Origin of the sequence: Acholeplasma granularum ATCC 19168, assembly GCF_000526235.1 — a bacterium.
Taxonomy (GTDB): Bacteria; Bacillota_I; Bacilli_A; order Acholeplasmatales; family Acholeplasmataceae; genus Acholeplasma; species Acholeplasma granularum.
Genome location: NZ_JAFR01000014.1, coordinates 35,496 through 57,467, shown reverse-complemented (window position 1 = coordinate 57,467; position 21,972 = coordinate 35,496). Strand labels below are relative to the sequence as shown.

Annotated in this window: 21 protein-coding genes; 1 reads left to right on the top strand and 20 read right to left on the bottom strand. The window is 29.4% G+C overall.

The window, feature by feature from the left end:
* Positions 1-5: 5 nt before the first annotated feature.
* The 16 genes from G324_RS07795 to G324_RS0106785 form a co-directional block, all read right to left on the bottom strand.
* Positions 6-1,967, bottom strand: a complete 1,962-nt coding sequence (locus tag G324_RS07795; protein ID WP_025725631.1) for an endonuclease — start codon at positions 1,965-1,967, stop codon at positions 6-8.
* 165 nt (positions 1,968-2,132) lie between these two features.
* Positions 2,133-2,942, bottom strand: a complete 810-nt coding sequence (locus G324_RS07790) for a hypothetical protein (RefSeq protein WP_025725630.1) — start codon at positions 2,940-2,942, stop codon at positions 2,133-2,135.
* A gap of 129 nt (positions 2,943-3,071) precedes the next feature.
* On the bottom strand, positions 3,072-3,620 hold the full coding sequence (nusG, locus tag G324_RS0106845; protein ID WP_025725629.1) for a transcription termination/antitermination protein NusG: 549 nt from the start codon (positions 3,618-3,620) through the stop codon (positions 3,072-3,074).
* A complete protein-coding gene (locus G324_RS0106840) occupies positions 3,620-4,039 on the bottom strand; it encodes a preprotein translocase subunit SecE (RefSeq protein WP_025725628.1) in 420 nt (139 codons plus the stop codon). The genes nusG and G324_RS0106840 overlap by 1 nt, the downstream gene beginning before the upstream one ends.
* 11 nt (positions 4,040-4,050) lie before the next feature.
* Positions 4,051-4,200 (bottom strand): 50S ribosomal protein L33, encoded by a 150-nt coding sequence (rpmG, locus tag G324_RS07905; protein ID WP_084027206.1) that lies wholly within the window; start codon positions 4,198-4,200, stop codon positions 4,051-4,053.
* An 89-nt stretch (positions 4,201-4,289) separates the two neighbouring features.
* A complete protein-coding gene (locus G324_RS0106835) occupies positions 4,290-4,796 on the bottom strand; it encodes a sigma factor (protein WP_162146978.1) in 507 nt (168 codons plus the stop codon).
* A gap of 7 nt (positions 4,797-4,803) precedes the next feature.
* Positions 4,804-5,496 carry a 23S rRNA (guanosine(2251)-2'-O)-methyltransferase RlmB gene (gene rlmB, locus G324_RS0106830; RefSeq protein WP_025725626.1) on the bottom strand — a complete coding sequence of 231 codons (693 nt, stop codon included), beginning with the start codon at positions 5,494-5,496 and terminating at the stop codon, positions 4,804-4,806.
* Positions 5,497-5,538: 42 nt separating this feature from the next.
* Positions 5,539-8,193, bottom strand: coding sequence for an HAD-IC family P-type ATPase (locus G324_RS0106825; RefSeq protein WP_051457547.1), 2,655 nt, complete (start codon positions 8,191-8,193; stop codon positions 5,539-5,541).
* Positions 8,194-8,197: 4 nt separating this feature from the next.
* Positions 8,198-8,563, bottom strand: a complete 366-nt coding sequence (locus tag G324_RS0106820) for a Mini-ribonuclease 3 (RefSeq protein ID WP_162146977.1) — start codon at positions 8,561-8,563, stop codon at positions 8,198-8,200.
* On the bottom strand, positions 8,563-9,867 hold the full coding sequence (cysS, locus tag G324_RS0106815; RefSeq protein WP_025725623.1) for a cysteine--tRNA ligase: 1,305 nt from the start codon (positions 9,865-9,867) through the stop codon (positions 8,563-8,565). The genes G324_RS0106820 and cysS overlap by 1 nt, the downstream gene beginning before the upstream one ends.
* Positions 9,868-9,927: 60 nt before the next feature.
* A complete protein-coding gene (locus G324_RS0106810; RefSeq protein WP_025725622.1) occupies positions 9,928-11,796 on the bottom strand; it encodes a DUF2779 domain-containing protein in 1,869 nt (622 codons plus the stop codon).
* 94 nt (positions 11,797-11,890) lie between these two features.
* Entirely contained in the window at positions 11,891-13,471 is a 1,581-nt protein-coding gene (locus G324_RS0106805) for a hypothetical protein (RefSeq protein ID WP_025725621.1), read from the bottom strand.
* Positions 13,468-14,817, bottom strand: coding sequence for a glutamate--tRNA ligase (gltX, locus tag G324_RS0106800; RefSeq protein ID WP_162146976.1), 1,350 nt, complete (start codon positions 14,815-14,817; stop codon positions 13,468-13,470). Before gltX ends, G324_RS0106805 begins: the two co-directional genes overlap by 4 nt.
* A gap of 215 nt (positions 14,818-15,032) precedes the next feature.
* Entirely contained in the window at positions 15,033-15,431 is a 399-nt protein-coding gene (gene rpsI / locus G324_RS0106795; RefSeq protein WP_025725619.1) for a 30S ribosomal protein S9, read from the bottom strand.
* 4 nt (positions 15,432-15,435) lie between these two features.
* Positions 15,436-15,864: a 50S ribosomal protein L13 gene (rplM, locus tag G324_RS0106790; protein ID WP_025725618.1), complete on the bottom strand. Its 429-nt coding sequence runs from the start codon at positions 15,862-15,864 to the stop codon at positions 15,436-15,438.
* Between the two features lie 145 nt (positions 15,865-16,009).
* Positions 16,010-17,503: a sensor domain-containing diguanylate cyclase gene (locus G324_RS0106785; protein WP_025725617.1), complete on the bottom strand. Its 1,494-nt coding sequence runs from the start codon at positions 17,501-17,503 to the stop codon at positions 16,010-16,012.
* A gap of 157 nt (positions 17,504-17,660) precedes the next feature.
* Between G324_RS0106785 and G324_RS0106780 the strand changes: the two genes are divergently transcribed.
* Entirely contained in the window at positions 17,661-18,041 is a 381-nt protein-coding gene (locus G324_RS0106780; protein ID WP_025725616.1) for a protein-export chaperone SecB, read from the top strand.
* A gap of 406 nt (positions 18,042-18,447) precedes the next feature.
* On the opposite strand, the gene G324_RS08065 is transcribed toward G324_RS0106780, so the two are convergent.
* The 4 genes from G324_RS08065 to metG form a co-directional block, all read right to left on the bottom strand.
* Positions 18,448-18,600, bottom strand: coding sequence for a hypothetical protein (locus G324_RS08065; RefSeq protein WP_210994126.1), 153 nt, complete (start codon positions 18,598-18,600; stop codon positions 18,448-18,450).
* Between the two features lie 185 nt (positions 18,601-18,785).
* Positions 18,786-19,124 (bottom strand): YbjQ family protein, encoded by a 339-nt coding sequence (locus tag G324_RS0106770; RefSeq protein ID WP_025725614.1) that lies wholly within the window; start codon positions 19,122-19,124, stop codon positions 18,786-18,788.
* Positions 19,125-19,142: 18 nt separating this feature from the next.
* Entirely contained in the window at positions 19,143-20,132 is a 990-nt protein-coding gene (locus G324_RS07785) for a YitT family protein (protein ID WP_025725613.1), read from the bottom strand.
* Between the two features lie 6 nt (positions 20,133-20,138).
* Positions 20,139-21,710, bottom strand: coding sequence for a methionine--tRNA ligase (gene metG / locus G324_RS0106760; protein ID WP_084027199.1), 1,572 nt, complete (start codon positions 21,708-21,710; stop codon positions 20,139-20,141).
* Between the last annotated feature and the right edge of the window lie 262 nt (positions 21,711-21,972).

Sequence of the window (21,972 nt, the reverse complement as noted above, 5' to 3'; positions counted from 1 at the left end):
GTTTTTTAACTATATATTAAATTAACAAATTCTGGATGATCAATAAATGGATTTCTGTTATTTTGAATACTATAAATTTTATTGTTTCTTGAGATTTCAAATGGACTTACTGGATCTTCTTCGTGCCATGTTAAGAACATTTCTAAGTTACCTACTAAGTTTAGGCTTAAGTTATAACGTAATGAAATATATAAAACGATTCTAGCAACATCTCCTACGTGTTCTTTTCCTGGATAGAATTTACCATTTATAAGTTGCCAATTTGTTTGGGTTACTTGGTTTGTAAATGGATAGTTACTTCTTGTTGAGTTTACACTTACAACTGCAGCACGTAAGTTATGTAGATCATAATCTGGTGCACTACCTAATTTAGAGTTTGGCCAAACGTGTTCTCTATTACCATATGAGCCAAAACCTGTGTAAATGTTATAGTTTTTACCTTCAAATGAGTCAACTGTTTTAACCTGTTCTGTTGAACCTGTTGCACGACCATTTGATTTAACCATAGTTGTTAAAATAGATTTCATCTCACTTTGAGATTTTCCATTTAAACTTGCGTAATATGTACTATAATCTCCTGGAACAAATACTTCTTCATCCTTAACTCTTACTACAATATCTTTAGTCACTTCATGACCAAATAGATCTTGTGTTCTATAAGTAACTGAATAATTACCAACTTTAGTTACATCTACAGTGTTTTCAGTAATTGTAACTGGAATAGTTATGCCGTCTACATCTTTTGCTGATACGCCATCAAGGAAGTTAGGTAGTGTAGAGCCTGTTACAAGTTCATAATCTTTAGTACCTAAAATAGAAGGTGTTAGATCTTGATAACTTCCAGTACCTGCTTTATATACTGCTAAATCGTCAAATACGATTCTAGCACTATTTTGAGTACCTTGGTTTGCATCTACATATAATCTATAAATACTATTATCTAAATTATTTACTTCAAATGTTTTATTTGTTGCATCTGGGTTTAATAATGGCAGAATATCTAAAACATCTACCCAGTTGGTACCTTGTTTTTGTTGTAATTTAACTTCTTTAACTAAAGCTAGGTCTTTATCACTATATAGTCTTGCCATAAAACTCATTTTTGTAATAACTTCTTTAAAATCAAATTCTACCCATCCAAGTGTTTCAGATGATGAAGTACCTGAAATGATTAGACCTTCGCCGCCTTGGCCAACGTTTGCACGACGTTTTTTAATAGCAAAAGAACTATTTGATATTGAATCAGTTAATACTGAATCTATTGCTGGATCTGAATATCCATGTGATAAATCAGTAGATGGAAATTCAAATTTATATAATGCATTTGTACTTGAACCAAATCCAATAATTCTTAATTGTGCTACTTTTGTTGATGTTTTATTGTTTTCATCTGTTGCTTTATAAGTAATCTCATAACGACCCGCTTTAGTATAATCCACTTTAGAATCATCTAATATAACAGTTAATGCTTTATTATTAATATCTTTTGCAGTAATACCAGTTAATAAATTTACATTTGATTCATCTACTTTGATTTCAACATTTTTAACACCACTAATAATTGGTGAACCATCTGTTGGAACTTCTTCATTAGGTACTTGATTAATACCTAATACAGTTATATTAAAATCTCTATAAAGTTCAACTTCATTAAATACGATTGTTGCTGTAATTGTAACTTCTGTATTTTCTTGTCTTCTATAAATGACCGCTTTATCATCTACAATTGATACAACTGATGGTATATTTGAAGACCACTCAAGTGTTACTGTACTAAATTTATCACTTAAACTACCTAAAGTAATATCCTTTGTTACACTATTTATGCTATCACCAGTTTCATATGTGATATCAATTGATGCAAGTGCTTCGTTTAAAAAGTTTTGATTCTTTGTAAGTTCGTCATCACAAGCTACCAGCGTAAATACTGATATTGCAAAGAGTAGAATACTTATAATTTTTTTCATGTGCTTTTTTACTCCTAGTTATTTTATTGCAACACACCAATATACCTAATAAATTATTATAATGCAAGCGATTCCATATTTTTTGCATAGATTTTACAATTAATTATAAATAACAATAAATAAGCGCTTCTAAAGTTTTTGATTTAGAAGCGCTTATACTCAATATTAATTTAGGTCACCATAAATAGCGTTTTTTACTGCTTTTACTGCGTTTGTAGATAAACTTGCATCCAACATGTAAATTGGTGTATTTTTAATGATATATTCAAAATGTTTTAGTGCACTATCCCAAAGTGCTTCTTCACTTGGTCTGAGTGTGTTTTGCATTAATTGTTTTAATGACTCTTTTTCGTTTAACTTATCTACTTTATCTGTAATACCTTGTTTTAGGAAAACAATTGCTTTTAAAGGTTTTTTATCATTTGTATTCGATGCATATTGTCCACTAAATGGTGTGCCATATACAAAGATACCTTCATTTGTTACCTCAAGCAGTGGCTTATCATCATTTACCCATGAAACATCATCTTTATAAAGATGTTTCCACATTTTAGCGTGTGTTGATTTCCCTGTACCACTTGGTGCGGCAAATAAGATGCAATCGCCTTTATAGTTAATTGCCGAACCGTGTAGTGGAAGAAGGCCATGACGCTGTGCGAGTTCTAAAAAGATCATACCAGTATATACATATTCTGCTGTTGCAGCATCTGTAAATGTATCTTCATCAATCCATATTTCAATATTTTTATAGTCATTATCATATAACATATAAGCTTTAACACCTGATACGGATTTAGAAAATATTCTAAAATTACCTTCTGTTGGCTCTTTTAATTCAAGTGCATAATTTAGTCTTATTGTATGGTCTACTTTTCTTGGTCCTTCATAAAGGTAATGTTCGATATTATTTTTAAAGTAATTATCATATCGATATTCAAATTGAATGACCATGTTTGCTATTAAATAAGTTTTCATGTTTATACCACCATTTCTAAACGTACGATTTGATTATATCAAATTTATTAAAATATATCGCATAATTGTAAGAAATCACATTTAATTTAATTTAATAAAAAGGTATCCTTACCTTAGGATACCTTTTTATTATACTTCTTTAAATTGTGTAAAATCAATTTCTGTTGGTGTTGCACGTCCAAAGACATCAATATCCACCATCATCTTTTCTTGGTCAGCATCTACAGCAGAAACTCTACCAATTTGACCTTCAAAAGCACCAGAGATAATTTGAACATGTTTACCAAGAAGGTGTTCATAATTAGGTTTAGAAATAATGTTTGCTTTTAGAAGAATCGGTCTAATTTCTTCTTCTAATAAAGGTACTGGTTTGGTACCACCACCGCTTGAACCTAAAAATCCAGTTACACGTGGTGTATTTCTAACAACGAACCATGAATCATCTGTTACTAACATTTCAACAAAGACATAACCAGGATAAATTTGTCTAACCTTTTCTTTATCTTTGCCATCTTTATTTTTTTCAATATAAGTCTCTTCTGGGACAATAATCTGGAAGATATAATCTTGCATACCCATAGAGTCAACACGTCTAGTTAAGTCATCTCTTACTGCTTTTTCATATCCGGAGTAAGTTTGAATAACATACCAACGTTTTTTTGGACCTTTAGTTACCATTATAATAAGCCTTCTAGTAATCTTAGTATAATAATATCTAGTGCTGATACAAATGCTGTAACAACAATAACAAATATTAATACACGAGCTGCATTATCTAAAAACTCAATCCATCCAGCCCATGTTATTTTTCTTAACTCCGGAAAAGCTGGTAAGAAAAATGGGTATATAACAAGTGCAAGTCCTAATAATGCAATAACTAGTACTGCCCAAGCAAAGATCATATCATTTGGTGATCCACCTAATACTGGGAAATTACTTGGAATATGAAATCCTTGTACATTTCCAATAATCATGATTGCTAATCCTGCAGTAATTGTTGCGAGAATTCCAAGAATTAAAGATTCACCCTTATATTCTGTGGATAAAATTTCCATTAATTTATTTTTAGGTTGTTGTTCCTTTTTTTTGATTGCCATAAAATCAACTCCTATTTGCTTTCTTTGTGCAATGTATGTTTGTTACATGTTGGACAATATCGATTAAGTTCTAAACGCTCTTTCGATGTTTGTTTATTCTTTGTAGTTGTGTAGTTTCTGCTTAAGCACTCGCTACATACTAAAATTATTTTTTCTCTCATTAAAAAACCACCTTTTTTTAGTGGTTTTTATCATGTGTCATCTTATTTTACAACACATAAACCACCTAAGTCAATGCTAAATTATTATATCATATTTCATCTTTAATTTTTACTTTAATTCGATATATGGCATTTTTTATACTTTTATTAGATTTATTTAAACTTTCAGCAATATAATCTATTGTCTGATGTTGTTTAAAGTACCTGTGATATACCTCTTTTTCAAAAGGTGCCAGATAGATATTATCTTCTTTAATAATTATTATTTCTTCTGTGAATGAGCCTTCAAATAATTCAGGCTTTTCAAATAATATATATTTGGGTGTTTTATTTTTAAGTTGGATGAATCTTCTAAATAAAACAAGTTCAAAATATTTAGTAAATGTTTTATTTCTTGATTCATCAAAGTTATTTATACACTCTAATAAGACGAGGATTGATTCTTGATAAAAATCATCATGATCTTTTTGTTTAATATAGAATTTATGTATATTTTTAAATATAAGTGGGCGATACTTTTGAATGATTAATGCTAAAGCATCATCTGAGCGACTTGTTCTATATAAATAAATTAGCTCATAATCATTCTTATACATAGATCACCTAAACTGTTTCATAAAGTAGTAGCGCGGTTGCTACACTCACATTTAAACTATTTACTTTGCCTTGCATTGGGATGGATACCAACATATCGCAACCTTTTTTAATTAAAGGTCTAAGGCCGTAACCCTCATTACCCATGATAATTAAAATGTTTTCATTTTTTGGTATTTCTTTATAGCTTTTAGTTGCTAGTCCATCAGTACCAATTGCAATAAAGTTATTTTCTTGTAGTTTTAAGATTGTTTGATATAAATTGGATACTAATATTAATTTAACATATTCAATTGCACCTGATGATGTTTTAGCAACAGCACCTGTTAGTGGCACTTGATGTTTCTTACTTAAAATTACACCATCAAAATTAGTTGCTTCAACACTTCTTAAAATTGCACCTAAGTTATGCGGATCTTGAATTTCATCAAGCATTAAAAACTTTTGTATTTTAGAATTGTCTAAAACTGCTTCTAACTCTAAATATTCATAATCTTTAGCTTCAGCAACTACGCCATTATGAACAGCATTTTGAGTAAGGTTATTTAAAAAACCTTTATTTGTTTTTTCAAATTTAATATTGTTTTGAGTTAAAAAATTCATAAATTTAAAATCACTTGATTTTTCATCAATATATAATTTATAAATTTTTCTTTGGTTTAAAATCGCTTCTTTTATGACGTTTTTGCCATAGATAATCATAAGTTTCTCCTTAGTTTTAAGAAAAAGTGCAAGTATGCACTTTTACTTCATTTCTGAGATGACATGTACAATACGTTTAACAATCATTTTTAGCCACTTGGATAGGTTCGTTAAAATATACATGAGTGGATAACTTGAATAAATTAGTACGATAAGTAATAGATTTTGAGGTAAGGTTAAAGGATTTGAATGTGTAACGTTTGTTATTGATAATATTGGTTTAATCTCTAATAGTTCAGGTAATAAGAACACTGCAAACACAGCTAACGATAATACGGTGAAGAATAAAATACTTCTTCTAGCATTTAGTGGTTTAGATACACTATATAAAACCATAAATGATAGTGCTGTTGCAGTTAATGCAATTAGGGTAGATATACCACTATGCTCACCTTGAGCTATGTTTAAATCTAAACCTAATGAATATGCAAGTGCATAAATTATTAAAGCATTAATTAAAACAACAAGGGCACCAGGTAATGCATCTTTAATGATTTTAGCAAGGAAGTTTCCTTGTATTCTTTGATTATTATATTCTAAAGCAATAAAGAAGGATGGAATACCTATAACTAGCATCTCCATAATAAGTAGATGTGATGGTTTTAGTGGGTATAATGCTTCATGACCCATTAAACCTCTAACAATAATTAATACACTTAAAAATAATGTGAAGAATGTTTTTGTTAAGTATAGTTTTGATACTTTTTGAATGTTATTAATAACTCTTCTACCTTCACTAACAACCTTTGGCATGTTTGCAAAGTTTGAGTCCATTAATACTAAGTGGCTAACGTTTCTAGCTGCTTCACTACCAGATGCCATAGCAATGGATGTATCAGCTTCTCTAAGCGCTAATATATCGTTTACGCCATCACCTGTCATTGCAACAACATGACCATTATTTTTCATTGATTCCACTAATAACTTCTTTTGATTTGGACTAACACGTCCAAAGACTGTATATTTATTAGCAATTCGTACAACTTCTTTATCTGACATATTTTCTAGTGATACATAGTTTTCTGCATTATTAATACCAGCACGTTGACTAATTCTAGATACTGTTAATGCATTATCACCTGATATAACTACTACATTCACACCATTATCTTTAAAGTATTGAATAGTATCTGGTGCATCTTGACGAATTGTATCTTCAATCATGATCAAAGCAATAGGTTCTACTTTACCAGTAATTTCTTTACCTTCGATCGGATTATCTGTTCTAGCAACTACTAATACACGGTAACCTTCTTGTGCTTGTTTTTCTACTTCACTTGATATGTTATTATAATCTTCTTTTAAAACAAATTCAGGTGCACCTAGTGCAAATGTACCGTATTTTTCAAATTCTACAGCTGAGTATTTTCTAGCTGAAGAAAAAGGAATGAGTGCTTTATGACGAATACGTTTTTGATTTCCAAATCTTTCGTATAATGCATCACTTGTTAGGTTAGAATCATTTTGTGCATTAAGTATTGCAGAAATGAGTTGTTTTAATGTTAATCCTGGAATTGTTTCATATTCAATAACAGATTTAACAGTCATTGAACCATCTGTAATGGTACCTGTTTTATCTAAACATAGTGTATCAATACGTGCAAGCATCTCAATACAATATAATTCTTGAACTAAGGTGTTATTTTGACCTAGTCTTACAACCCCTACTGCAAGGGCTACAGATGTTAGTAAGAATAATCCTGAAGGAATTAATCCAATAATTGCTCCAGCTGTTCTTTCAACTAATACAGGTTGAATAATTTGATCATAATTACCATTTAACCCTAAAAAGTAAAGACTTGCTGCAATCGGTAAAATTAAAAATCCAATTGTACGAACAATTAATTTTAATGATCTAAAAATATCAGATTTTGGCTTTCTATATTTCTTAGCTTGGTTTGTTAGTTTTTCAATATAGATATCATTACCAATTGCTGTTGCTTGTGCATACACTGAACCTGAAATAACAAATGAACCACTATATAAAGTGTCTCCTGCTTTTTTAACTATTGGATCAGATTCTCCTGTTAAAAGGGATTCATTGACTTCTATTGTTCCTTGACGTACAACGGCATCAACAATAATTTGTTTACCTGCACTTAATTTTAATATATCATCAATTACAACATCAGATATACCTATTTCTTGTTCAAAGGAATCTCTAACAACTAATGCAGTTGGTGCACTTAATAAAGATAGTTTATCAATCATCTTTTTAGCATTTACTTCTTGGATAATCCCAATTGTTGTATTTAATGCAACAATTACGATGGATACAGTTTGTGTAAACTGTGCGCCAGTTATTAATAAAATAATTACAATTCCTAAAATAAGTAGGTTAAAGAAAGTAAAAACGTTGGAAAATATAATACTTCCAATTGTTTTTGTAGAACCTTTATCAGAAAGGTTCACCAAACCTGCTAAATGGCGTTTTTCAACATCATCTGTTGTCAGACCTAATAAAACATCCGGATTATATCTTTCAATTACAATCTCAGATTTTGTCTTTATTCTGCTTGGTGTCTCTGCTTGATTTAAACCTTTTTTGTTATCGCCTATTCCTAGTGGATCACCCTTCATTTGAAGTGGCTCTTCAACAATAACAGTTTGAGGTCCTTTTTTTGATTTAGTTTTTTTAGTTACTTTGTCAGAATCCTCTAAAAGGGCTAACAACTCATTTTGTACGTTTTTTGCCATCTTTTCACCTAACCTTTATGAACTCTATTGCAAGTTTAATCAAATATTTACAACGTGGTTCATCCTTTAAGGATAAGTAGCCTATTAAACTTTCAAAGCCAGTAGCCTGTTGGTATGTTACCATTTCCATTTGTTTTCTGGCATTGTGCGTTCTATTTCTACCTTTTTTATAAGCACTAATTTCATCTTCACTTAATATATTTGTTTCTAAAAAGTGGTTAATAATACTTGCTTGAGATTCATTTGATGCATACTTAACCTTGTTTTTATGTAATTCATTTAACTTTGTAATACCAGATTCAATTAAATATCTTCTAATTTCTAATTCATAATATGCATCGCCTAGGTATGCTAGTACAAGTCCATTCATTAAATAAATCCTTTGTTTAATAAATGACTTCTATATTTATCAGCAAGTGCATAGTTTTTTTCTATTCTTGCTTCATGCCATTTATTGAATATTTGTATATCTTCTGATGTAATTAATTCAAATTTAACTTCTATGCCTAATACAGTAAGTATTTGAATGATTGTGTTAAATGTTTTAACACTAAATGCTTTATTTAACAACTTTATTTGTTCATCGATTAATGATATAACCCTTGGTGTTTTAAAATCATCATTCATATATGTTTTAAAGGTTTGAAGAACTTCTTCATCAAGCGATTTATCTACAATACTTTCCATATGTATGTGAAAATTCCACTTATTAAGTGTATATGATATTTTATCATAAGACTTTTGATATTGTTCAATTAAATCATCGCTAAATTGTATGGGTTGACGGTAATGATGCGCAAGTATCATTAAACGGTAACTGTTCGGATTATAACTTTTTATTAATGTATCAAGTTTAATGTCATTACCTAAAGATTTACTCATTTTTTCATCAGCTAAATCAAGTCTACCTACATGCATCCAAAATTTAGCTAGATGGTGGTGGTTATGTGCCATACTTTGAGCAATTTCATTTTCATGGTGTGGAAATTTAAGGTCAAATCCACCGCCATGAATATCAAGTTCTTGATCAAATAGTTCATGGTTCATAACAACACATTCAGTATGCCATCCTGGACGTCCTTCTTTCCATGGGGATGGGTATTTAATACCTTCTGTTGTAAACTTCCATAAGGCAAAATCATATTCTTTTTCTTTATCTGTTTCATTTTCAATACGAATACTTGATTTTAGATCTTCTAATCTTTGATTAGATAAAATACCATAGTCACTAATTTTATCTACCCTAAAGTACACACCGCTACTTGCAACATATGCAAAACCCTCATCTATGAGTTTTTGAATAAATTCAATCATTTCTTTAATATAATCGGTTGCATGTGGTGTATAGTCAAATGTGTTGGCATTCACCTTATTAACAACCTCTAAAAATCTATTAGTGTATTTACTAGATAGTTCTTTTTCAGAAACATTTTGTTCTTTAGCTCGAGTAATTATTTTATCATCAACATCCGTGATGTTTGATGCATAAGTTACTGAATAATTTAAATAGTTTAAATATCTTTTAACCATGTCAAAAAAGATAACGGGGCGACCATTACCAATATGTATATCATCATATACCGTTGGTCCACATACATACATATTGACATGACCTTTTTTGACTGTTTCAAATGATTCAATTTTGTTTGTAAGTGAATTATATATTTTTAACATAGTATCATTCTTTCTTATTATATGTTTATTATACTAGATTTTAGGCCATTTTCCAACAAATTAGACGATTTCACGTAATGCCTTTAATAAGACCACCATTGCCCAAGTATCTTGTTTACAATAATCTATTAATCCTTGTTTTCTTTGCTCAAACTCTAACTTTTTCATTTTTGGAAAATTACCGTAAACGATGACTGCTTCATCACCATTTTTGACGTCTAAATTTGCATAACTTAGCTCTGGAACAAAAATAGGTAGTACCTTCTTTATTGAAAATGATCCTTGTAAATCTTCATGATAATAGTTAAATCCTTCCTTTTTAGGAATTCCCCAATTATCATATAATTTATGGTGTCCACCTTTAAATACGTACCATAAATCAAATGTTCTATCAATAATGTTATTTAATTTATCACTAAATTCAGGATAAATTTTAGCCAATTCTTTCATTCTTGTACGTTCAAAACTATCGTTCCATGCAATAATTGTTCCTTTATCCTTAATGAGTTCACATAAGTATTTGGTGAGTTCATAACGTTTATCATCATGAGTCGTTGCAAGATAGTAATATGAATCATTATCTTTATGGCTAATACCTGGTTCATGTTCTATGTGTAAGTTAAATTGGAATACGGATTGATCATATGCTTTTTCACCTTTAAAACGCGGTAAAGGTGAACCAAATGTTTCAAAGTCCAAGTGATAAAGCGGATATTCAAACTTACTTAAGATAAGTTTGATACGTTCTTTATCCATATATGTTTTTTTAGTGTTTACAACATCATATTGTATTTTATTTTTTTCTCTAGTTAGCCATGAATAAGGTACATCAAGTACTTCTTTCATATCCATTTTTAATAAATCTTCTGGTTTTTGCTTATCACCTTTATCATCTGTAAATCCATGATGATTTCCAATATATGTAAATATTGAGTTTTTCTTAGGTACATCTTTATAACATATATCATGAAACATGCATTGATGTTTACCTTTTCTAGGACATAAAGGAAAGGGTACAATTTGCATATGGTCTAATCGATATAAAACTTCTTCAACATCTGCTTTAAAGCTTTCTAAAAAGTCTTTAGTTAAATCTGTAACATCAATTAAACGAATCAGATAATTTTCTTTATCAATATCTTTTTCATAGTTGGGTTTATTATCTATATTTGTACCATCAAAGATGTACTGGTGATTTAAAACTGCTAAATAATATTTGATTGGCTTTTTTATGGATTGGGATTTTTCAATAACATATCTTTGGTAGGTAATGTCATAGATATATGCGCCAATTGCATGCATTCTTTTTAAAATATCAGATTTCTTTTTGTGATATTTTTCACCTACATCAAGCCCTAGTGCTTCTCTAGTCATTAATATGCCTTCTGGACTTAATTCAAAAAAGTTATACTTCACTTTTTGATCTGTATAAGTTAAGTCAACAAATTTAGCGGATGTTGTAGCTTTTGCTTCAACTACACGCACTAAGTTATCAGTTTCTTGGTAAGCATCCAAGAAACTGTAAAATTTATAATCTTCAACCGGTGCTTCAAAACGCTTTTGTTCATGTGTATCAAAACTGGCTATAACGGGTGCTTTAAATTTATGTTCTACATAATCAGCAGCTAGCCTTTCCATTTCATTAAAGTAAGGCATCATAACTTCTAATTTAGGATTTTCTTTATTGACTAAATCTTTAATTATTTCTTCTTCATTTTCCTCATCATATTCAACATCCATCATTTGATTATATAATGCTTCTTTTTTAAATTCGTTTTCTTCAGTTAGTAGATCACTTAAATCATCTGTAAAAGATACGGTCGCATCTTTATTACCTTTTTTATATATTTCAAATAAAGGGAAAAATCTAGGACAGTTAATACCCTTAATAAATCTAGTTTTTGATATTTTATTAATTGTATGTTTCATTTACAAATTACGACCTTTCTTTTATATTTATTATACACTAAATTTTTGAAAGAAAAACACGCCTAAACTTTAGGCGTGTTATGGTTTTTATCTATTAATTAGCTTTATAGTTAGATATAACAAATTGAGAATCAATTAAATCATTAACATTTGTAATGACTTCGTAATTTGATAGATCAATTACATTAGAATCAATTGTGATTTGTGCAGTACTTAACACTTTAACTTCTAATAATTTATTTACCCAAGTATATGGATATATTTCAAATGTTGATGCATTTTGCGTACCATTTGTAGTTGTAAGTAAAATCGTACCACTAGCTAATAGTTTTGTTGAGGATGTTGTTGCAGTACCTGAAATTAAGCTTGCATATACTCTATTTAAAGTATCTGATACACTTAGTATGATATTTCCACTATATACTACATTATTTAATCTAGATTTAATCATTGATCCAGCAATACCACCAACATATAATGTATCTAGTTTTTCATCTGGAGTTTCTTCATGTTTGTTATGGTTAATCGTAATACTTGCGTTTGTTACTAACTCTTGTGTATTACGGTCACTTCTGTAACTTCCAAAGATACCACCAACATAAACTAAACCTTTGCTAAGTGCTTGTTTATCTTGATCTACATTTAAATTAATCTCTGTGTCTGTAACAGTTATTTTTTCAATGCCTTTACCTTTGTCTTGTTCAACAAGACCAAGTGCTCCACCAATATATGTACCGGTTGTTGCTTGTTGTTCACCAGTGGCTGTACCATTAACACCGTTTTGAGTAACATCTATTTTAGAATTATTAATTGTGATGTTTGAAAATGTACCTTGAACAGATGCACCAGCTAAACCAACATATAAGTTTCTATTTGTTGTAGATTGATTTAAGTTGTGAACAACTTTTATACTTGAATTGGATATTTCTACATTGTTCATTACAAAGTCATTGTTTGCAACTTTACTTACTAAGATAGAAACATAATGAATTCCAATATAAGGTTTTTCTACATTATCAATATGGATGTTATCTACTTTAAGGTTTTCTATGGTTGCATTTGAAACATAACCAAAGATTGATAGGTATGATTTGTATACATCATTTTCATTTGTTAATTTAATGTTTTTAAGTGTGAAGTTTCCACCATCAAAACTACCTCTAAATGGGGATCCTGAGTTAAATAAAGGTGTAATTGAACTATCTTGAAAATCTATATCATTTTTTAATACATAATGTTTTTGATAATCCATTTTTGTAAACTCTTCTTTAGTAGTTACAGGAATTGGATCATTTTTATAGTCACCTTGTTTTTTTGTTGTTATCGCGTTTTCTTTAAAATATAGTTCAATATCTTTATTATTTTTTGTACCTAATACAGTTATATGATATTTAGTTTCATTTGATAAACCTTCAAATGATACTGTTTTAACTTGACCTTGATCAAGTGAAACCAACTGTTCTTTATAATCTTCACCTTGCTTTTGAATTCTTACTTTAAAATCTCTTGTATCAAGTTCTTTATCTGGGTCTTTAACCTCAACTCTAAAACTTGCTTCAATAGATCTTTCTGTAATAGATGTGATGTATGCTCTAGCATTTGATTGTGGAGTACTCGTACAAGATACTAATAAAAATAATAGAGCTACTGTTACAACTGATAAAACCTTCTTCATTTGGTTTCTCCTTTAAGAATTTGTAGGGTTTGTTTGATTCTTTCTTTAACAATATCTTGACCTAATAATGAAAGTTGAACTGGTAGACTTGGACCGTGAAGTTCCCCTGTTGTTGCCACTCTTAAAGGCATGAATAGTGCTTTACCTTTAATTTGTGTTTGCTTACCTGTTTCTTTAATTACTTGTTCAATTAAACTTGAATCAGTAAAATCTATTGTTTCAATAAGTTCTAGAAACTTATTTAATAACGTTTCATTATCAAAGTCTTTTATTTCATTTAGTACTTCCTTGTTTAAATTGAAATTTTCATGGAAGAATTCATCATAATATTTAGTAATTTCAGCACCATTGTTTAAACGGTCTTTTAAAATTGTTAATAAACTTTCAAACCATAATTCATTTTTTATTTCAACACCTTGATTCATTAAAAATGGTCTTGTAAGATCTTTAAGTTCATCAAGTGTTAGCATCTTGATGTATCTTGAGTTAATATATGCTAACTTTTGTTTATCAAAATAACTTGGTGCTGCACTTAATTTATGTTCATCAAATAAACTAATAAGTTCTTCTTTTGAAAGTATTTCTTCATCATCTTTAGGAGACCACCCAAGTAGACTTAAAAAGTTTAACATCGCCTCAGGAAGGTATCCTAAGTTTTTATAGTCTTCAATAAATTGGATAGTATTGGTATCTCTTTTGCTGAGTTTTTTTCTATCTTCATTTACAATAATTGTCATGTGACCAAATGTTGGGTACTCCCAATTAAACGCATCATATACCATGAGTTGTTTGGGGGTGTTTGTTATATGTTCTTCACCTCTAAATACGTGGGTTATTTCCATATAATGATCATCTATTACAACTGCAAAGTTATATGTTGGAATACCATTGTCTTTTAAAATGATCCAGTCTTCAACATCACTTGATTCAAATTTTAAGGTACCGCGAATGACATCATCAAAACTATATGTTACATTTTCAGGTACTTTAAAACGAATTGCATAATCTTCAGAACCTTCTTTATAGTCTTTGTAGGCAAACCCTTTATCAAGTAGTTCATGTGCATATTTTTTATATAGGTCTAGGCGTTGAAGTTGATTATATGGACCAAAATTACCACCAATATCTGGACCCTCATCCCAATTCATTCCTAACCATTTTAAATTGTTTAATTGTGATTCTATGCCACCTTCAACATTTCTTGCTACATCCGTATCTTCGATACGAATTAAAAATTCGCCACCATAACGGCGTGCAAATAAATAGTTAAATAATGCAGTTCTAGCATTACCAATGTGTAAGTGTCCTGTTGGTGATGGTGCATAACGTGCTCTAACCTTTTTCATGTTTTACCTCATTTCGCAACCTTTATTATAAATTATTTCACATAAATAAACAAGTTTATTTTAGATTATAGGTAGATATACCTATATTTTTTGTTATATTAATTCAATTAAGTAATTATATATATTTTTAGCTTGATTTTAAGGTTAATTATTTATAGAGTTTATCTATGTTAGAAAAATAAAAACTCCTTATAAAAGGAGTTTTTAAATCTAAATTAACGTTTAGAGAATTGTGTTGCACGACGTGCTTTTCTAAGACCGTATTTGTAACGTTCTTTAGCTCTTGGATCACGTGTGACTAAACCTGCAGGTTTTAACACTTTACGTAAATCTTCATCAACTTCCATTAATGCACGTGTAATACCTAAGCGGATTGCTCCAGCTTGTCCAGTAATACCACCACCATTAACGTTTGCTCTAACATCAAATTTACCAACATTTTCAGTTAATTCTAACGGTTGTAACACGTCTAGACGTGTTGCAGCTGATGGAATATAATCTTCAAATGTTCTACCATTGATGATAAATGAACCCTTACCAGGTGTTAGGATAACACGAGCAACAGATGATTTTCTGCGTCCTGTACCTAAGTATTGAACTAAATCTTTTGCCATGTTGTTATACCTCCAAACTTTCTGGTTGTTGTGCTTGATGTTTATGTTCTGGTCCAGCATATACAAATAGCTTTCTAAACATATCTCTACCAAGTGATGTATGTGGAATCATACCTTTAACTGCTTTTTCAACTAAAGCTGTAGGCATTTTTGCCATTAATTCTTTAGCTGGTGTTTCAGTTAAACCTGAATTATAACCTGAATGTTTATAATAGATTTTATCATTCCATTTGTTACCAGTTAATTTAATTTTGTCTGCATTAATAACGATCACATAGTCACCTGTGTCTACATGTGGAGTGTAGGTAGGTTTATGTTTTCCTTTTAATACACTTGCAACCTTAGTTGCTAAACGACCTAAAGTTTTACCTTCAGCATCGACAACATACCACTTACGAGTGATTGTTGATTCATTTGCCATAAATGTTTTCATTTTCTTTAGCTTTCTCCTTATATTTTAAAATCTTATAAGGGCTGTGGAATATAAGTTTTAAAACGTACCGTGAGATATATTATAATAATAGTTATTATTTGTCAAGTGGTTACCCTTAAATATGTGAATATTTTACTTATAAATTTTATTTTATTTTTTTATCTTTTTTATCCTTATAAAGATTTTTATCCGATGCTTCATAAACTTTAGAAAAATCTAGTGGAATTTCTACTTTAGTAATGCCTAGACTAATTTTTAACTTCAAGTTTTCTGGAAGGTTTTCTACAGTTGTTTTTTCTAATCTTTTATTTAAATTATTTATCTTTTCATGTATTTCTTCTAGTTTATATCCATACATATAAACTGCAAATTCATCACCACCAAAGCGGCATATTAATGTATTAGTATCCAGTACTTCTTTTAAGATTCCACTAAATATTTTTAATATTTTATCACCGATTATATGACCACATGAATCGTTAATTAATTTAAAATCGTCAATGTCCATTAATATAAAATAATGTTCTTCATCAGCATTTGATTCTACATTTTTTTCAAACATATCTAGAAAGATTTGACGTCTTAATAAACCCGTTAAATCATCATAATTAGAAACATATTCTAATTTTTTTAAGTACTCTTTTTCCTTTGTTATATCGGTTTTTATTGATAAGTAAAAAACCGGTACATTGTTCATATCTTTTAAAGTAACTATTTTAGTCAACTCAATAAATATTTCACCATTTTTCTTAACATTAATAAATTCTCCAGTCCATGGTTCATATCTTTCAATACTCGATCTCATACTCTTATATGTTTCTTTAGGAGTCTTACCACTACTAAATATTTTAGGGGTTTTACCTATAACCTCAGCTTCTGAGTATCCGGTTAAAGAAAGAGCTTGCGGGTTTGCATAGATGATATTTTTATTCATATCGGTTAATACAATAGCTGTTGGATTTTGATCGAAAACTAAACTTAAGAGTTGTGCACCACTTTGATAATCCAAAGTTTTAGCGATATTTTTATTAATTGATAGTTGATCGTGTATTTGAATTATTAATATCATAGCAATCGTACGTATAGTAAATGAAAATGCTGATAACCACAAGTCACCAAAGGTATTAAATAACATTTCAAATGTGATTGCAGATTCCACGATAAAACGAATTGCTTCAACTATGAATAATAAAACGATTAAGGTGCTTATTTGTTTAGATGCATACACTTTCTTAACATCGATTAATATAACCCTTGATAGTAAAGTTATAGCAACTATATAACCTGTTGCAACTATACCAATTTCATCACCAAAGAAAGTTATTATAAAAGTACCTATAAAGAAGATGATTGCTGTAGCAATCCTTCTTTTATGTTTATAGTCTTTTAATACTTTCATGTAGTTTAAAAAGAATACGCCAATAACTAAAAAAATAGTATATTTCAATACTTTTTGTATGATGAGTGGTGAATTGTACTCAACACTCATCATAAAGCCTAGTGTCACAATTAAATCTAAAAATAGTAATAGATTTAACTGATTGTAGTCAATTCTAACAATGCTTCTTTTATGCGTTCTTATAAAAACTCTTTGGACTGTATAGCCAAATATAATAAGCAAGCTTACAAATATAATCAAATAAATTTCTCCCTAACTTAAATGATATAAGCTCTAAATTTTAAAAACCTATATTTATGTATGAATTATAGCATAAAAGCTCATTTAAACAGTGAAATACTATAATTAAAACAACATCTGAATAATTATGTTAAAATGAACAAAAGGAAGTGAGTTTGTGAAAGTTTTAAATACGAATATTCAAGTTAAGAAGGTTTCAATAGAAAATCATAATCTTAAAGGAAACTTTAAGATGTTACCTATTTATACCAAACAAATCATTAAGGAAGATGACTTAAACTATACACTCATTTTAGGGTTTAGTGTACTAAATAGTAAGGAAAATCCTTTTCCAATTGATATGACTGTTCATTTAGCATCGACATTTACTTTTTCTAATGAATCTAGTGAGGAACAAATCGAAAACTTCATGCAAATTGCTGCAATCCAAATTATTTATCCTCACCTTAGAAGTTTAGTATCAAGTATCACTGCAAGTAGTTATCTTCAGCCACTACTTCTACCACTTATTAATGCTAATTTATTTCAAAATGTATAATATAATAAAAATAAATTTAAAAAATTAGATAAAGAAAGTCAAGACTTGTTTGATTTCTGTTTATTTCTATTTTTGAACAAAATTAAAAAACAGATTTGACATAAAAAAGATACCTTATTCATTTTATGATTGCAATGAGTTGATTTGATTTCATAGGATTTATAATGATTCTATTTTATGTTTCAATGCGTTTAATTCTAATAATTTTATGTAATTATCATACATGAAGACCTCGCTTTCAATGGATTATCAGCTAATCTCATTTTAATCGAGGTCTTCATTTTTTATTCATTTTAAATTGTCCTTTAAAAAATCATGTGGCCCACTACACTATAATTTATATATCTCTTTTAACAGGATATTGGTTATTTTATAACTTCATATTATCAATTATAAACACTAAGATTTATAGTTTGACTACATCCTTTAACGGCTTCTTTAACCATTTTCCTTTAGTAAAATCAGGAATAGATACCGGTGCACTACCAAGTGTAATAGATTCTTCAGATAAAACTGTTACAGCCATCCAAGATGCTGCATCATATACATCAATTGGCATTTGACTTTTATTTACTACCAAAGAATCTGATTTGGAAAATTATGCGATTAGTAAAGCTGATGACAAATCAGACATTGATGTTTCACAATTTAAAGACTTAGATGTTTTATAGATTATGATATAAAAAAAGAGACTAATTAGATTTATGAAGGGTATCCTCCTTTAATAATTAGTCTTATTTTTTATTATATTTTTTCTATTAATACAGCTGTACCAGACATAGATATTGTAATACCACCATTTTCTCTTGTTGTAGTTTCAATATCTACACCAATAAGTGCATTTGCACCATGTCTAATAGCTTTTCTAATAAATCTTTGTTTAACATCTTTTTTTACTTGTTCAATGCGATCTGATATTGCATCAAATCTTTCGCCAGTAAAACCTTTAAACATATCATTAAAGGATGATACGGATGTTGACCAGCTTACACCAAAGGTATTTTCTTCAAATAAAATATCTATATATTTAACTATTTTATAACCTTCTAACGTTGGTGTTGTCGAAATAATAAAATCTTTCAAATAAATTACCCCCCCTTTTTAAGCAATTGTTCGTTTTTTAAAGTTTCCGAATACATTTTTTACAGGTGTAACAATGATAAATGCTTTTGAATCTAAGCGGTTAATTAATTGATGTAATGTTGTAAATTCATAACTTGAAATAATTACTTTGATTAATGTCTTATCCTGTTTAGAATATCCACCTTGTACATTAATTAATGTAACACCACGATATATTTTAGAAATAATATCTGAAACAATTTCTCTTGGGTCATTTGTAATAATTTCTACCATTGTAAACTGATATGCAGTATGTAATTTATCGGTTACGATTGTTGTAATAATGAGTCTAAGTATTGTATAACTAATAACTATTCCAGCGGCTGCCATTGCTTGTGTAACACCTGGTAATACACCTCTAGAGATTAAATCTGGAGCTGTAATTAAACCTCCCAAGAATGCAGTAACAATGTTTAGTACCATAGAAATAAATCCAACACTCTTACCTTTTTTTAAGGATAGATACTGGGCAACTATATCAAGCCCACCTGTAGATGTACCATATTTTAAGGCCCCACCTACACCAACACCAATTAGAATACCACCTAATATCGTTGCAGTTAGTGCTTGAGACTCACTTGAAAGACCTAAATCTAATGACGGTATAAAACCTAACATTGTTGCTTGAATAATGACAGAAATCATTGAATATATTACAAACTTTTTAGATACACCAAACCAACCAAGTAACATAATTGGTATGTTTGATATGATAATAAATGATCCTAAGAATAATCCTTCCCATCCAGAGGTATCCAATCCTAAAGTAAACTTCATAAAATCACGAAGTAATTGTGCAATACCAGGTATACCGCCGGTATACATAGGAATAACACTAGCTTCTAAAAACCATGTGACCCCAATACCATAAATAATGGTAAAAAAGATTACAGCGAAAGTTCTAATAATTTCAGGTTTGATATTCCTTTGAAATTTGGGTGAATTTAACCACTCTTTTATTTTGTTCATTTAAAATTATCCTATAATTTCATTTAATTTTTTTTCTAAGTCAAAGCGTTCAAATAACACTTTGGCTGTACCGATTTGTTGTTCACTATATTGACCAAATTGAATCACACTATCTAATCCTTGATGCTCTATGTTTAATTGCTCAAATATTTTTTTAGCAGTTTCTGGCATATAGCTTTGTAGGAATACTGCTAAAAATCTTATGGTTTCAACTAAATTATATAATACATGACTTAATTTTTCATGCTCATTATTTTTAAAAAGGTTCCATGGTTCAGATATATCGATGTATTTATTTGCTGCACGAGCAACAATCATTAATTCTTCAATTGCATCGCCAACTCTTAAATCATTCATTAATTCTTTAATTTTTGGTAGTAGTTTTTCACACTTTTCTTTTAATGAATAATTAAATGGTTCATCCATTAATACTTTTTTAACTAAACCATTTTGATATTTATTAATCATACCGATTGTACGATTAACTAAGTTACCTAGAGTATTTGCTAAATCCGAGTTGTTTCTTTCTATCATTAACTCATATGTAATATTACCATCTTGAGCGTAAGGTATTTCATGTAATACATAATATCTTAATGCATCCACACCAAAGTGTTGTACAAGTTTATCAGTATATAGTGTATTACCTACAGATTTACTCATTTTATTTTTATCTACTAAAACCCATGGGTGACCAAATATCTTTTTAGGTAGTGGTAAGTCAAGTGCCATTAAAATAGATGGCCAATAAATTGCGTGAAATCTCATAATATCTTTACCAATTAAGTGAAGATCTGCTGGCCAATAATCTTTCATTTCATTTGATTCTTTATTTAAGTTATAGTTGAGTCCAGTAATATAATTGCTTAATGCATCAATCCAAACATAAATTACATGGTTTGGATTCGATTTAACGGGAATACCCCACTTAAATGATGTTCTAGATACACTTAAATCTGGTAATGGTTCTTTTAAGAAATTTTGTAGTACTTCATTTCTTCTTGATTCTGGTTCGATAAATGTAGGATTGTCATTAATATATTTTACTAATCTATCTTGATAGTTACTTAATTTAAAAAAGTAAGTATCCTCACTCATCCAAATAGGAATATCTCCACTTGGACCAACACCATCTACGATATCTGTTTTATTTAAAAATGCTTCATCAGCAATAGAATACCAACCTTCATATTTACCTAAATAAATATCACCTTTTTCAATTAAGCGTTCAAATATATCTTGTACAACTTCTTTATGATATTTATCTGTCGTACGTACAAATTTATCATAAGATACATTCACTAAATCAAAGATACGTTTAATTTCTGATGAGATCATATCTACATAATCAGGTGTGTCTAGATTTTGATTTTTAGCGTTATTTTCTATTTTTTGGCCATGCTCATCAGTACCCGTTTGAAAATATACATCATAACCTTCTAAACGTTTAAAACGGGCAATTGCATCGGCTAAAATGATTTCATAAACGTTTCCAATATGAGGGATTGCTGATGCATAAGCGATTGCTGTTGAAATATAATATTTTTTGTTGTTCATTTTATTTATTTTCCTTTCCATAAAAAAGTCCTTAGACTAAAAATTAAGTCTAAGGACGAATGATTAAATATCCGCGGTACCACCTTAGTTCTGTTAAATATTAAAATTTAACAGCCCTTTAATCTTTTAACGCAAGATTTACGATTTACTCTACATATCGAATAAATTACTTCACTAAGCCATATGTACTGTGTGTTTGTCTTATTTCACCTGATTAAGACTCTCTTTTTTAAACATTAAACAGTACGAACTCTTATTCATCGTATGATGCAATTATATTTAT

Excerpts from the sequence above, each read along its gene's own strand:
- G324_RS07795 (WP_025725631.1), bottom strand. The coding sequence starts at position 1,967 with ATGAAAAAAATTATAAGTATTCTACTCTTTGCAATATCAGTATTTACG.
- G324_RS07790 (WP_025725630.1), bottom strand. The coding sequence starts at position 2,942 with ATGAAAACTTATTTAATAGCAAACATGGTCATTCAATTTGAATATCGA.
- nusG (WP_025725629.1), bottom strand. The coding sequence starts at position 3,620 with ATGGTAACTAAAGGTCCAAAAAAACGTTGGTATGTTATTCAAACTTAC.
- G324_RS0106840 (WP_025725628.1), bottom strand. The coding sequence starts at position 4,039 with ATGGCAATCAAAAAAAAGGAACAACAACCTAAAAATAAATTAATGGAA.
- rpmG (WP_084027206.1), bottom strand. The coding sequence starts at position 4,200 with ATGAGAGAAAAAATAATTTTAGTATGTAGCGAGTGCTTAAGCAGAAAC.
- G324_RS0106835 (WP_162146978.1), bottom strand. The coding sequence starts at position 4,796 with ATGTATAAGAATGATTATGAGCTAATTTATTTATATAGAACAAGTCGC.
- rlmB (WP_025725626.1), bottom strand. The coding sequence starts at position 5,496 with ATGATTATCTATGGCAAAAACGTCATAAAAGAAGCGATTTTAAACCAA.
- G324_RS0106825 (WP_051457547.1), bottom strand. The coding sequence starts at position 8,193 with ATGGCAAAAAACGTACAAAATGAGTTGTTAGCCCTTTTAGAGGATTCT.
- G324_RS0106820 (WP_162146977.1), bottom strand. The coding sequence starts at position 8,563 with ATGAATGGACTTGTACTAGCATACCTAGGCGATGCATATTATGAATTA.
- cysS (WP_025725623.1), bottom strand. The coding sequence starts at position 9,867 with ATGTTAAAAATATATAATTCACTTACAAACAAAATTGAATCATTTGAA.
- G324_RS0106810 (WP_025725622.1), bottom strand. The coding sequence starts at position 11,796 with ATGAAACATACAATTAATAAAATATCAAAAACTAGATTTATTAAGGGT.
- G324_RS0106805 (WP_025725621.1), bottom strand. The coding sequence starts at position 13,471 with ATGAAGAAGGTTTTATCAGTTGTAACAGTAGCTCTATTATTTTTATTA.
- gltX (WP_162146976.1), bottom strand. The coding sequence starts at position 14,817 with ATGAAAAAGGTTAGAGCACGTTATGCACCATCACCAACAGGACACTTA.
- rpsI (WP_025725619.1), bottom strand. The coding sequence starts at position 15,431 with ATGGCAAAAGATTTAGTTCAATACTTAGGTACAGGACGCAGAAAATCA.
- rplM (WP_025725618.1), bottom strand. The coding sequence starts at position 15,864 with ATGAAAACATTTATGGCAAATGAATCAACAATCACTCGTAAGTGGTAT.
- G324_RS08065 (WP_210994126.1), bottom strand. The coding sequence starts at position 18,600 with ATGCCAATTGATGTATATGATGCAGCATCTTGGATGGCTGTAACAGTT.
- G324_RS07785 (WP_025725613.1), bottom strand. The coding sequence starts at position 20,132 with ATGAACAAAATAAAAGAGTGGTTAAATTCACCCAAATTTCAAAGGAAT.
- metG (WP_084027199.1), bottom strand. The coding sequence starts at position 21,710 with ATGGAAAGGAAAATAAATAAAATGAACAACAAAAAATATTATATTTCA.